Origin of the sequence: Microbacterium sp. (assembly GCF_051860965.1) — a bacterium.
GTDB lineage: Bacteria > Actinomycetota > Actinomycetes > Actinomycetales > Microbacteriaceae > Microbacterium.
The window spans coordinates 319,157-331,315 of the sequence record NZ_JBIMKU010000001.1; the positions used below are offsets into that span (position 1 = coordinate 319,157).

Annotated in this window: 15 protein-coding genes; 7 read left to right on the top strand and 8 right to left on the bottom strand. The window is 70.3% G+C overall.

Translation table 11 applies throughout. The features are described from left to right. Positions 1-11 precede the first annotated feature (11 nt). A complete protein-coding gene (locus tag ACTIFV_RS01395) occupies positions 12-635 on the bottom strand; it encodes a TrmH family RNA methyltransferase (protein ID WP_439591016.1) in 624 nt (207 codons plus the stop codon). Between the two features lie 131 nt (positions 636-766). Between ACTIFV_RS01395 and ACTIFV_RS01400 the strand changes: the two genes are divergently transcribed. Beyond that, positions 767-2,056, top strand: coding sequence for an Nramp family divalent metal transporter (locus tag ACTIFV_RS01400; protein ID WP_439591017.1), 1,290 nt, complete (start codon positions 767-769; stop codon positions 2,054-2,056). 16 nt (positions 2,057-2,072) lie between these two features. Beyond that, positions 2,073-2,708 (top strand): metal-dependent transcriptional regulator, encoded by a 636-nt coding sequence (locus ACTIFV_RS01405; RefSeq protein WP_439591018.1) that lies wholly within the window; start codon positions 2,073-2,075, stop codon positions 2,706-2,708. A gap of 65 nt (positions 2,709-2,773) precedes the next feature. Here the strand turns inward: ACTIFV_RS01405 and ACTIFV_RS01410 are convergent, their stop codons facing one another. Further along, positions 2,774-3,733 (bottom strand): SDR family NAD(P)-dependent oxidoreductase, encoded by a 960-nt coding sequence (locus ACTIFV_RS01410; RefSeq protein ID WP_439591019.1) that lies wholly within the window; start codon positions 3,731-3,733, stop codon positions 2,774-2,776. A gap of 61 nt (positions 3,734-3,794) precedes the next feature. Here ACTIFV_RS01410 and ACTIFV_RS01415 point away from each other — a divergent pair, with 61 nt between their 5' ends. Together ACTIFV_RS01415 and ACTIFV_RS01420 are read left to right on the top strand one after the other, a co-directional pair. Beyond that, positions 3,795-4,604, top strand: coding sequence for an HAD-IIA family hydrolase (locus ACTIFV_RS01415; protein ID WP_439591020.1), 810 nt, complete (start codon positions 3,795-3,797; stop codon positions 4,602-4,604). Between the two features lie 35 nt (positions 4,605-4,639). Continuing rightward, a complete protein-coding gene (locus tag ACTIFV_RS01420; RefSeq protein ID WP_439591021.1) occupies positions 4,640-5,215 on the top strand; it encodes a YdeI/OmpD-associated family protein in 576 nt (191 codons plus the stop codon). A 201-nt stretch (positions 5,216-5,416) separates the two neighbouring features. Here ACTIFV_RS01420 and pyrE read toward each other — a convergent pair whose 3' ends face one another. Then, complete coding sequence (gene pyrE, locus ACTIFV_RS01425) at positions 5,417-5,995, bottom strand: orotate phosphoribosyltransferase (protein ID WP_439591022.1); 579 nt, start codon at positions 5,993-5,995, stop codon at positions 5,417-5,419. A gap of 60 nt (positions 5,996-6,055) precedes the next feature. On the opposite strand from pyrE, the gene ACTIFV_RS01430 reads away from it, so the two are divergent. Next, entirely contained in the window at positions 6,056-6,901 is an 846-nt protein-coding gene (locus ACTIFV_RS01430) for an exodeoxyribonuclease III (protein WP_439591023.1), read from the top strand. Here the strand turns inward: ACTIFV_RS01430 and ACTIFV_RS01435 are convergent. The 4 genes from ACTIFV_RS01435 to ACTIFV_RS01450 are packed head-to-tail and all read right to left on the bottom strand — an operon-like array spanning position 6,898 to position 9,264. Next, the gene (locus tag ACTIFV_RS01435) at positions 6,898-7,449 is read right to left on the bottom strand and encodes a hypothetical protein (RefSeq protein WP_439591024.1); all 552 of its coding nucleotides are present in this window, start codon (positions 7,447-7,449) and stop codon (positions 6,898-6,900) included. The genes ACTIFV_RS01430 and ACTIFV_RS01435 overlap by 4 nt on opposite strands. A gap of 48 nt (positions 7,450-7,497) precedes the next feature. After that, on the bottom strand, positions 7,498-8,109 hold the full coding sequence (locus ACTIFV_RS01440; RefSeq protein WP_439591025.1) for a dihydrofolate reductase family protein: 612 nt from the start codon (positions 8,107-8,109) through the stop codon (positions 7,498-7,500). Positions 8,110-8,121: 12 nt separating this feature from the next. After that, on the bottom strand, positions 8,122-8,826 hold the full coding sequence (locus ACTIFV_RS01445) for a winged helix-turn-helix transcriptional regulator (protein ID WP_439591026.1): 705 nt from the start codon (positions 8,824-8,826) through the stop codon (positions 8,122-8,124). Then, the gene (locus ACTIFV_RS01450; RefSeq protein WP_439591027.1) at positions 8,827-9,264 is read right to left on the bottom strand and encodes a VOC family protein; all 438 of its coding nucleotides are present in this window, start codon (positions 9,262-9,264) and stop codon (positions 8,827-8,829) included. Between the two features lie 141 nt (positions 9,265-9,405). Here ACTIFV_RS01450 and ACTIFV_RS01455 point away from each other — a divergent pair, with 141 nt between their 5' ends. Next, complete coding sequence (locus ACTIFV_RS01455; RefSeq protein ID WP_439591028.1) at positions 9,406-10,677, top strand: sensor histidine kinase; 1,272 nt, start codon at positions 9,406-9,408, stop codon at positions 10,675-10,677. Then, positions 10,674-11,351 (top strand): response regulator, encoded by a 678-nt coding sequence (locus ACTIFV_RS01460; RefSeq protein ID WP_439591029.1) that lies wholly within the window; start codon positions 10,674-10,676, stop codon positions 11,349-11,351. The genes ACTIFV_RS01455 and ACTIFV_RS01460 overlap by 4 nt, the downstream gene beginning before the upstream one ends. A 117-nt stretch (positions 11,352-11,468) precedes the next feature. Here the strand turns inward: ACTIFV_RS01460 and ACTIFV_RS01465 are convergent, their stop codons facing one another. After that, positions 11,469-12,038 carry an NADPH-dependent FMN reductase gene (locus tag ACTIFV_RS01465; RefSeq protein ID WP_439591030.1) on the bottom strand — a complete coding sequence of 190 codons (570 nt, stop codon included), beginning with the start codon at positions 12,036-12,038 and terminating at the stop codon, positions 11,469-11,471. Positions 12,039-12,159 lie beyond the last annotated feature (121 nt).

The window sequence follows — 12,159 nt, forward strand, 5'->3', positions numbered from 1 at the left end:
AATCGAGATGATCAGGATGCGTGGCGGCGGCACCACTCGTACATGACGACGGCCGCCGCGGCGCTCGCGTTGATCGAGCGGGTCGAACCGTACTGCGTGATCTCGACGACTCCGGATGCCGCGGCCACCGCCTCGACCGAGAGCCCCGGCCCCTCCTGCCCGAACAGCAGCACGCAGCGTTCCGGCACGTCCGCGCGGTCGAGCGCGACCGAGCCCGCGACGTTGTCGATCGCGATGATCGGAAGGTCGGCGTCGGCGGCCCAGGCCGCGAAGGCGGCGACATCCTCGTGATGCCGGACGTGCTGGTAGCGGTCGGTCACCATGGCGCCGCGTCGGTTCCAGCGACGCTTGCCGATGATGTGCACCTCGGCCGCGAGGAACGCATTCGCGCTGCGCACGATCGAGCCGATGTTCATGTCGTGCTGCCAGTTCTCGATCGCGACGTGAAAAGGATGCCGGCGCTCGTCGAGCTCCGCGACGATCGCCTCCATCGTCCAGTAGCGGTACGCGTCGACGACGTTGCGCGTGTCGCCCGCGGCGAGCAGCTCGCGGTCGTAGCGCGGGTCATCGGGCCACTCCCCCACCCACGGGCCCACTCCCACCGGCACGGGAGGCGGAGGCGGCTCGTCGGTCACCGGCCCAGGGTATCCCGGCCCTCGCGCGCGGAACGAGCGGTCGGTGGAACGGCCGGTGAGGTCGATCCCGTGCGGAGCAGCATCGCAGGATGCGTCTTTCTCGACACCGGTTCGTGCGGTACGTTTTCGGTATGCCGAAATCTCCCGTGCTCGGTGTGGAGCACGCACGCACGACCCCCCGCCTCGCGTGGCTCATCGGCCCTGCGCTCGTCGCAGGAGTCGCGTATCTCGATCCCGGCAACGTCGCGAGCAACATGACGGCGGGCGCGAAGTTCGGCTACCTCCTCGTGTGGGTCGTCGTCATCGGCAATGTCATGGCGTGGCTCATCCAGTACCTGTCGGCCAAGCTCGGCATCGTGACGGGGCGGAGCCTGCCCGAGGCGCTGGGCGAGCGCATCCGGAGCCCGTGGGGCAGGCGCGCCTATTGGCTGCAGGCCGAGCTCGTGGCGATGGCGACCGACATCGCCGAAGTCATCGGCGGGGCGGTCGCCCTCAACCTGCTCTTCGGCATCCCCCTCGTGTGGGGCGGGGTCATCACCGGCGTCGTCTCGATCGCGCTGCTTCTCATCCAGTCCCGGCGCGGTGCCCGCACATTCGAATTCGTCGTGATCGGGCTCGTCGCGATCATCGCGATCGGCTTCACGTTCGGCGTCTTCATCGGCCCGCCCGACCCTGCGGCGATCGTGGGCGGGCTCGTCCCGCGCTTCGAGGGCACCGAATCGGTGCTGCTCGCGGCATCCATCCTCGGCGCCACGATCATGCCGCACGCGATCTACGCGCACAGCGCGCTCGCGCGCGACCGCTTCGCGCCCGCCGCCGCGAACGTCCGGGTGCCCGCGCCCGAACTCGAGCGCCTGCGCGGCATCTCGACGCCGCGCCTGCTGCGCGCGACCAAGTGGGACGTCACGATCGCGATGCTCATCGCCGGCACCGTGAACCTCTGCATCCTGCTGCTCGCCGCCGCGAATCTCGCGGGCGTCCCCGGCACGGACTCGCTCGAGGGGGCGTACGCGGCGCTGCGCGACGGCATCGGTCCGCTCGTCGCGACGCTGTTCGCCGTGGGGCTGCTCGCGAGCGGCCTCGCGAGCACCTCGGTCGGCGCGTACGCCGGCGCCGAGATCATGCACGGTCTGCTGCGGGTGCGGATCCCGCTGCTCGTGCGCCGGCTCATCACGCTCGTGCCGGCGCTCGCGATCCTGGCGATCGGCTTCGATCCGACGCTCGCGCTCGTGCTGAGCCAGGTGGTGCTGTCGTTCGGCATCCCGTTCGCGCTGATCCCGCTGGTCGCACTGACGGCGAACCGCGGCGTGCTGGGCGAGCACCGCAATCGCCTGGGCACGACGATCGCGGGGATCGCGGCATCCGTCTTCCTCATCGCGCTCAACGGCGTGCTGCTGTGGCTCGTTCTGACCGGGGCGTGACTCGGTAGCCTGGAGCGTGGCCTCCCCCGCAGTCGACGACTACCTCAAGACGATCTACCACCACACCGAGTGGCAGAGCGAACGCATCACACCGTCGCAGCTCGCGACCGAGCTCGGGCTGGCTCCCTCGAGCGTGACGGAGATGGTGCAGAAGCTCGCCGCGCAGGGCCTGGTCTCGCACCGCCCGTACGGACCCGTCTCGCTCACCTACGCCGGCGACGTGCGCGCGGCCGCCATCATCCGCCGCCATCGCCTCATCGAGACCTGGCTCGTGCGCGAGTTCGGCTACGCGTGGGACGAAGTGCACGACGAGGCCGAAGTGCTCGAGCACGCGATCAGCGACCGGCTGCTCGAGGGCATCGACGAGCGCCTCGGGCGTCCGCGCTTCGACCCGCACGGCGATGCGATTCCGGATGCCGCGGGCACCGTGCACCGCGAACCCTTCGTGCTCCTGGCCGCCGCGCCCGCCGGACACGAGGGCCGCGTGCTGCGCGTGAGCGATCGCGACCCCGAACTCCTGCGCGCCGTCGAGATCGCGGGCGTCGAGGTGGGCGCCGACGTCACGGTGAAGGATGCCGCGACCCTGCGCGTCGGCGACCTCGAGGTCGCTCTTCCCGCCGGCGCCGCGCAGGCGATCTGGCTCACGGCCTAGCGGGAGCTGCGCCGACCCCGATCGTTTCCTCGAACTCGGCGTCGTGGTCGTGGCGTTCGACGGAGTCAGTCGGGTTCAGGGACGCCGTTCGCGGCGGCGGCGAACGGCCAGTGCACGCCGGTCGCTTCCTCGGCGGCGGTCCACAGCCGCTCGCCGATCTCGCGCGACCGCGTGATGCGCGACGGCTTCGCCGCCCGCGGCGCGCCGGTCGCGACGAAGCGCGGGCCCCAGAACGAGCCGCCCTCGACGCCGTCGCCGGCCAGCGCCTGGACGAGGGGCAGCGCGCCGTCCTCCTTCGATTGCGTGATGACGGCCTGCAGGTTGTCGGTGAAGCGCGTGAGCTTCGTCGGCTCGTTCACGCCGGCGATGCCCGCCGTGCGGCCGCTCGTGGAGTATCCGGGATGCGCGACGACGCTGCGCACCGGCACACCCGCTTCGCGCAGCCGACGATCCGCTTCGAGCCCCAGCGCGGTGGTCGCGATCTTGGACTGCACGTACGCGCGCCACGCGGAGTATCCGTCCACCAGCTGCGGATCGACCGGGTTGTACGGCCACATCGACGTCGACATGCTGCCGAGCCACACCATGCGGCCCGACGCGGCGGCCAGGATCGGCAGCAGCTCGCCCGCCAGTGCGAAGTGCCCGAGGACGTTCGTGGCGAAGACGACCTCGTGGCCGTCGACGGTCGTCTCGCGGTGCTCGGGCGGATGCACGATCCCCGCGTTCAGCAGCAGACCGTCGAGCGCGCCCCGCACCTTCGCGGTCGCGGCGGCGGCGCGCACCGAGCCGAGGTTGCTCGTGTCGAGCAGGAGCGACTCGACCTGGTCGAAGGCCACGTCGGGATTGCGGCGATGAAGCGCCGCGCGGGCCGCGGCGAGACGGTTCGGATGGCGGCCCGTCATGACGACGTGGGCGCCGGCGCGTGCGAGATGCTCGGCCGAGAAGTAGCCCAGGCCCTTGTTGGAGCCCGTGATGAGGTACGTGCGACCCGTGAGGTCGGGAAGGCTCCAAGGGGCGCGCGGCACGATCCGACATTACGCCTCTCACCGAGGCATCCCGCGCCCCCACCCCGATAGGCTGACGGGCATGCGGACACGCGCCGACATCGAATGCTGGCTGACCGACATGGACGGCGTGCTCGTGCACGAGAACACGCCGATCCCGGGCGCCGCCGAGCTGCTGCAGCAGTGGCGCGATCAGGGCACGCCGTTCCTCGTGCTCACGAACAACTCGATCTTCACGCCGCGCGATCTCTCCGCGCGATTGCGCGCCTCGGGGCTCCGCGTGCCCGAGGAGTCCATCTGGACCTCCGCGCTCGCGACGGCCGACTTCCTGCACAGTCAGATGCCCGGGGGAACGGCCTTCGTCATCGGCGAGGCCGGTCTGACCACGGCACTCCACGAGGCCGGGTTCATCATGACCGAGACCGACCCCGACTACGTCGTCGTCGGCGAGACGCGCAACTACTCGTTCGAGGCCATCACGAAGGCGATCCGATTCATCGGCGCCGGCTCACGGTTCATCGCGACGAATCCGGATGCCACGGGCCCCTCGGTCGACGGAGTGCTGCCCGCCACGGGAGCGATCACGGCGCTCATCACGAAGGCGACAGGCATGGAGCCGTACGTCGTCGGCAAGCCGAACCCGATGATGTTCCGCTCCGCGCTCAACCGCATCGGCGCGCACTCCGAGAACACGGGCATGATCGGCGACCGCATGGACACCGACGTCGTCGCCGGCATCGAGGCCGGCCTGCACACCGTGCTCGTGCTGACCGGCATCAGCGACACGGCCGAGATCGAGCGCTTCCCGTTCCGTCCCGACGAGATCGTGCAGTCCGTCGCCGACCTCCTGTCGCCCGACCCGGTCGAGGCCGAAGAGACGGACATCCTCTGACATCCCATGTCGCCCGTCGGCGATAGGGTCGCGGTGTGGGTGCACTGGACGACGGCGAACGTGTCGAAGCGGCGGATTCCGCGGCGTGGCGCGCATGGCTCGTCGAGAACCATCGCGTCGCGAAGGGCGCATGGCTCGTGCGGCCGCGCCCGGGCTCAGGGCTCAAGCTCGTCGAGTACGAGGACGCGATCCGACACGCGCTCTGCTTCGGCTGGATCGACGGCCCGGTCCGTTCGTTCGACGCCGAGCGCGGCGGACTCTGGTTCGCACCCCGCCGGCCCATGAGCGGATGGGCGGCGACGAACAAGGCGCGCCTCATCGAGCTCGAAGCGGCGGGGCTCATGACCGACGCCGGTCGCGCCGCCGTCGAGCTCGCCAAGGCCAACGGGTCGTGGACGATCCTCGACAACGCCGAGGCTCTGCGCGAGCCCGACGACCTGGCCGCGGGTCTCGACGCCGATCCCGCGGCCCGCGCCGCGTGGGACGCCTTCCCGCCGTCGGCCCGCAAGCTCGGCATCTCGAACGTCGACATGGCACGGCGCCCCGAGACCCGCGCGGCACGGGTCGCCAAGATCGTCACCGATGCCGCGAACGGAGTGCGCCCCTCATGAACGCCCTCGAGCAGAACCTGCTCTTCGCGACGACGTTCGTCATCCTGCTCGGCACGATCGTCGTGCTCGTCTGGCAGTGGTGGCGCAGCCGCGGCAAGCCCGACGACTGACGCTTCGAGCGGGTGCCACCGCCCGCTCCATCTTCCGCCATCGGCTCCACGATCGTCGTGGCGCCCTCGCCGGAAACAGGCGCGCTCGCAGCTACTGAGGCTCGAGCCCGAGGTCGTCGAGGTCGATCGCGGCGAGCCACGCGAGGCCCTCGGCCTCGACGGCCGCCTGGGCACCGGTCTTGCGGTCGACGATCACGGCGACGGCGACGGGCTCGGCGCCCTCGCGGCGCAGCGCCTCGACGGCCTTGAGTGCCGACTGGCCGGTCGTCGAGGTGTCTTCGACGACGACGACGCGCTTGCCGGCGACATCCGCCCCCTCGACCTGGCGGCCGCGACCGTGGTCCTTCGGCTCCTTGCGCACGACGAAAGCGTCGAGCGGGCGGTGCGTGCGCGTGGACTCGTGCATGACGGCGTTCGCGATCGGGTCGGCGCCGAGGGTGAGTCCGCCGACCGCGACGATGCCGTCGACGTCGCGGATGAGGTCGAGCATGATGCGCCCGATCGCCGGGGCGGCACGGTGGTCGAGCGTCAGCTTGCGCATGTCGACGTAGTACGTCGCCTGCTTGCCGGATGACAGGGTGAAGTCGCCGTGGAAGACCGCTTCGTCCTCGATGAGGGCGATGAGGTACTGGCGGTCGGCTTCGAGCTCGGGAGTGGAGGCGGCGGTCATGCGTCAGAGTCTACGGACGCCGGGCGTGACGCGTCGGCGGTCGACCCTAGGCTGGATGCCATGCGCCTGGCCACTTGGAACGTCAATTCGATCCGCGCCCGCGTCGACCGGATCGTCGACTTCGCGGTGCGCGAGCACATCGATGTACTCGCGATGCAGGAGATCAAGTGCAAGGTCGATCAGTTCCCGTTCGACGCGTTCGAAGACGCGGGGTTCCACGTGGAGGCGCACGGGTTCTCGCAGTGGAACGGGGTCGCGATCGCGAGCCGCGAGCAGCCGACGGACGTACGGCACGCGTTCCCGGGCATGCCCGGCTTCGCGAAGGATCACACAGGGCCGGATGCCCCGCAGGAGGCCCGTGCCCTGGGGGCGACGATCGGCGGGGTCGAGGTGTGGAGCCTCTATGTGCCCAATGGCCGCGCACTGGAAGACCCGCACTACTTCTACAAGCTCGAGTGGCTCGAGGCGCTCCGCGGCTATACGGCGCAGACGCTCACGCAGAATCCGGATCTCGCACTCGCCCTCGTCGGCGACTTCAACATCGCCCCGACCGACGCCGACAACGGCGACCCCACGGTCGTGCAGGGCTTCTCGACGCACGTGTCGGGGCCCGAGCGCGAGGCGTTCGCCGCGCTCGAGGCGGCGGGCCTGCAGGACGTCGTGCGTCCGCTCGTGCCCACCGGCTACACCTACTGGGACTACAAGCGCCTGCGCTTCCCGCGCAACGAAGGCATGCGCATCGACTTCGTCCTCGGCTCGCACGCGGTCGCCGAAGCGGTGGCCGGGGCATCCATCCATCGTGACGAACGCAAGGGCGAGCTCCCGAGCGATCACGTCCCGGTCGTCGTCGACCTCGACCTCACCGGCCCCGACGATGACGACGACGACCGCCCGATGATCTTCTAATCGGCGTGCACGCATCCCGGCGGCTCGGAGTTGCCGCTGATCGCGAAGTCCTCGCACGTGAGGAACCGCGCTTGGTTGAGGCCGAGGACGAAGGCTGCGATCGCGACGCCGAGCACCACGATCACGATGAGCCACTTCGTCCGCTTGCGGGTCTCGGTGGCGAAATCCGGCCAGACGATGCGCACGAGCACCCACAGGGTGAAGGGGATGCCGACGATCACGGCGAGAAGACCGGCGAGATCGAGCAGGGCGACGCCGAGATCCTCCGTCTGATCGTCGACCACGAAATTCAGCAGGAGCCACAGCGAGGGCAGCAGCAGCACGAACGCCCGCGCCAGCCTGCCTCCGACCGGCTTGCGCTCGACCAGGACGAAGACGAACGCGGCGGTCGACGCGGCCCAGAGCGCGAGGATGTCGTCGAAGAAGATCTCCTTCCACGCACCCAGCGTGAAGGCCGGCCACCACGCGATCGCGGCCATGCCGACCATGATCACCCCGGCGGGGACGGAACGACGGCGCTGATCTTCGACGATGGATGCCTCGGCCACAGCCGCACGCTAGCGCGGAGGGTCGAAGCATCCATCGCCCCACGCCGGTCAGTCGGGTGACATCTCTCCCGTCGTCGGAACGCCTGCGGGGGCGTAGCGCAGCTCGACGACCGAGCCGCCCGACACCGGCGGTGCGATGAGCCTCAGGTTCGCGGGGGTCGCGCCGTCGGGGAAGACCTTGCGTCCCTCGCCCAGCACGATCGGATGCACCCACAGCTTGAGCTCGTCGTAGGCCTCTGCGGCCAGGAGCGAGTGGACGAAGTCGATGCTGCCGATGATGTGGATGTCGTCGTGTCGCTCGCGCAGCGCCGCGACGGCCGCCGGCGCGTCGGGGCCGAGCAGGGACGAGCCCTCCCACGACAGCTCGACGCCTGTGCGGGACGCCACGTACTTCGGGATCTCGGCGAACCTCCTCCCGATCGGGTTGTCGACGTGCTGCGGCCAGTAGACCGAGAAGATGTCGTACGTGCGGCGGCCGAGCACGAGAGCGTCCATGCTCGCGATACCCGCGCCGACGCGCTCCCCGATGACGTCGTCGAAGATCGGCGCCTGCCAGCCGCCCCAGCGGAAGCCGTCGGAGGTGTCCTCGTCGGGTCCGCCCGGCGCCTGGGCGACGCCGTCGAGGGTGGTGAAGAGGTCGATCGTGATGCGTCCGGTCATGGCCGGCTCCTTTCAGGCCGCGGCGAGACCCGCGGTGTCGATGAAGAACGTCTCGGCGAAGCGCTCGAGCAGCGTCGCATCGCCGTCGACGACGGCCAGGACGTCCTGGTCGATCGCCTCGGTGGGCGACAGCTCGCCGGAGATGACACGCCGGATGCCGGGGCCAGCCGCGAAGACGACGTCGGGCTCGCCCGCCCGGCGGGGTGCGCCCGGCGTGACGGGTCGACCGGCCGGCGCGAGCTGGGCGACGACGAGGTCTGCTCCGTCGACGTCGGCGCGCAGCACGATGTCGCCGACGTGCAGGTCGTAGACGGCGGAAGGGAGGGATGCCGCGGCATCCGCCCGGAACGCCGTCCGCAGGGCCATCGTCAGCGAGTCGACGGTCACGACGTCATCGGGACCGGGGTCGCCCATCGCCGCGAAGCCCCAACGCCCCAACGCCAGGACGATCGGCTCGAGCTCGCGGCCGTACGGTGTGAGCTCGTAGACCAGGCCGCAGTGCAGGAGCGGCACGCGCCGCACGACGCCGCCCTCCTGCAGCTCCTTGAGCCGCGTCGAGAGGATGTTCGTCGGGATCTTGGGGAGCCCCTGCTTGAGGTCGGTGTAGCGACGCGGACCGACGAGCAGATCGCGGACGATGAGCAGCGCCCACCGCTCGCCGATCAGCTCGACGGCGCTCGTGACCCCGCAGTACTGCCCGTAGCTGCGGGAGGCCACCTACGCCTGGCCCTGCTCCGCCATGAACGCCTCGGGGCCCTTCTCGGCCGCGGCGGGGTCCATCCACATGAACTGGATGCCGTTGCCGTCGGGGTCGATGAGGTCGCGCGCATACATGAAGCCGTAGTCCTGGGGGTCGCCCGGCGCCGTCCCGCCGTTCGCGATACCCGCATCGATCGTCTGGTCGACAGCCTCGCGGGAGTCGCGGCTGATCGAGATCAGCACCTGCGCGTGGGTCTTCGGGTCGGCGAACTCCTTGTCGGTGAACGTCGAGAAGTACTCCTTCGTGAGGACCATGAAGAAGATGTCGTCGCTCCAGACGAGACAGGCGGCGTTCTCGTCGGTGAAGTGCGGATTGATCTCGCAGCCGAGGGCCGTGTAGTAGCCCTTCGCCCGCTCGAGGTCGGTCGTCGGGATGTTGACGAAGATGCTGGTCATGACGGGCTCCTGCCGGTCGTTCACCGGGGGCCATCCTCGGCGATGAGATGATACTTGCAAAAGACAAGCTAACTTGTCAATAGCAAGTAGATCCGCCGTGCGGGGGATGCCGGCATCCGCCCTCCCCCGTAGCGTGGAGGGATGTCGACACCCGCCATCTCACCGCCGCCTGCGGTCCGGCCACCGGTGACCCGCGAAGGCCTGCGCAACGATGTGGCGCTCGCCGCCGCACTTCTCGTCGGCGCGGTCATCAGCACCGCGCTCGGCTCCGTCGCCGGGATCTACGGCGACGAGACGGCCGGCATGGAGTGGTCGCTCGTGTACGCGGTCGCCGTCACGGCCCCGCTCGCGCTCCGGCGCCGCTATCCCGAGGTCGTCGCCGTCGTCGTCGCGGCCGCCTTCTTCTTCGGCGGCACGCTGCGCGTTCCCGAGATGTACGTCGGCAACATCGCGCTCTTCATCGCGGTGTTCACCGTCGGCGCCTGGGTCGACGACCGGCGCCGCGCGACCCTCGTGCGCGTGCTGATCATCGTCGGCATGTTCGTCTGGCTCCTCGTCACGACCTTCCAGTCGGCGACCGCCCCCACGGACGAGGGGCTCTCGCGCGCGGGCATCTTCTCGCCGTTCGTCGCCTTCATGCTCATGCAGTTCCTCGTCAACATCGCGTTCTTCGGCGGCTCTTACTACATGGGCGACCGCGCCTATGCCTCCGCGCTGCAGCTCGCGGCGCTCGAGCAGCGCACCGCCGAGCTCGAGCGCGAACGCGAGGTCACCGCGGCGCAGGCCGTCGCGCTCGACCGCGTGCGGATCGCGCGCGAGCTGCACGACGTCGTCGCGCACCATGTCTCGGCGATGGGCGTGCAGGCGGGTGCCGCCCGTGCCGTCATGGAGCGGGATCCGGATGCCGCGCGCACCGCGCTCGTGGGCGTCGAGGAGTCCGCACGATCGGCGCTGACCGAGCTCCGTCAGCTGCTCGAGACGCTCCGCGGCCCGGGCGGCGAGCCGGTCGACGGCTCCACCCTGCGGCTCGACGACCTCGCCGACCTCGTCGCGCACGCGCGCGAGAACGGCCTTCCGACGACCTTCGCGGTCGTGGGCGACCCCGTCGACATGCCCGACGTCGTGCAGGTGAACGTGTATCGCGTCGCGCAGGAGGCCCTCACGAACGCGCGGCGCCACGGCGGACCGGATGCCGCGGCCGACGTGCGCCTGCGCTACGAGCCGTCGGCGCTCGAGCTCGAGGTCGTGAGCACCGGCCGCTCGCTGGCCCCGGCATCCCGACCCGGTCTCGGCATCGTGGGCATGCGGGAGCGCGCCGCGGCGTCGGGCGGCACGATCGAGGTCGGCCCGCGCGCCCGCGGGGGCTTCCTCGTGCGGATGCGCGTGCCCGTGCGAGCAGGGGTGCTCGTATGACCTCGGCGCTGCGGGTCCTGCTCGTGGACGACCACGCCGTCATGCGCGCGGGGTTCCGCATGATCCTCGAGGCGCAGGACGACATCGTCGTGGTCGGTGAAGCGGCGGACGGCGACGCGGCGGTGGCCGCGGCATCCACTCTGCATCCCGACGTCATCTGCATGGACGTGCAGATGCCCGGTGTCGACGGGATCGAGGCGACGCGGCGGATCGTGGCGGATCCCGACATCGCGTCCGCCGTCGTGATCGTCACGACGTTCGACCGCGACGACTACCTGTTCCGTGCGCTGGATGCCGGGGCCAGCGGCTTCCTGCTCAAGAACGCCGGACCCGAAGACCTCGTGACGGCCGTGCGCGTCGCGGCGGCGGGCGATGCCCTCCTCGCCCCGGAGGTGACGCGGCGCGTGATCGAGCGGTTCGCGGGGGGACCGGAGCCGACCTCAGCGCACACGGCCGCCGTCGCGCCGATCGACGCACCGGTCGTGGATCTCACCGACCGCGAGCGCGAGGTGCTCCTCCTCGTCGCGCAGGCGATGAGCAACGCCGAGATCGCACGAGAGCTCTACATCGGCGAGGCGACGGTCAAGACCCACGTCTCCAACGTGCTGCAGAAGCTCGGCGCCCGCGATCGCGTCGCGGCGGTCGTCTACGCGCACCGTCACGGGCTGGCCTGAGGCCCCCGCTCCGCGTGTGGCGCCGAGCGCACGGGTCCGCACCGAGTGCACGGGTCGCCGGCGTCGGCGAACCCGTGCACTCGACAGCGGGCAGTGCACTCGGCGGGGTGCTGCGCGTCAGGCGGCGACGGGCTCGCGGGTGTAGCGGTCGACGAGTGCGCCGAACGCCTCGAGGTAGCCGACCAGGAACTCGGCGGTCTGGTCGTTCGTGACCTCGCCGCTGTCGGTGAACAGGCCCGGCGTCGACTGCACGTAGCCCTCGGGCTGACCGAGCGTCGGGGCGTTGTAGTGGCTGAGGATCGCCTTGAGGTGCTGCTGCGCGGCCGCGGTCGCGATGGGGCCGCCGGACGTGCCGATGACGGCGGTCGGCTTGCCGTTGAACGAGCCCTGGCCCCACGGGCGGGCCGCCCAGTCGAGGGCGTTCTTGAGCACGCCGGGGATCGAGCGGCTGTACTCGGGCGTCACGATGATGACGCCGTCGACGTCGTCGATGGCCTGCTTGAAGTCGCGTGCCACCTGCGGGTAGTCGGCGTCGGCATCGGGAGAGTAGAAGGGGAGGTCCTTGATCGGGATCTCGACGAGGGTCGTTCCCTCGGGCGCGAGACGCTCGAGCGCCTTCGCGAGGCGACGGTTGATCGAGGTCGACGAGATGCTGCCGACGATGTAGCCGATGGTCCGGTCGGTCATGGTTCTTCGCTCCTAAACAGAAAGAGGTCCCGGTGGGGACCACCGTGGACGTTCCATTCAGGTGCAAGCATCGGCATCCGGAATCTATTCCACCGCATGAAGCGCGATCTCCGCCCTCGGG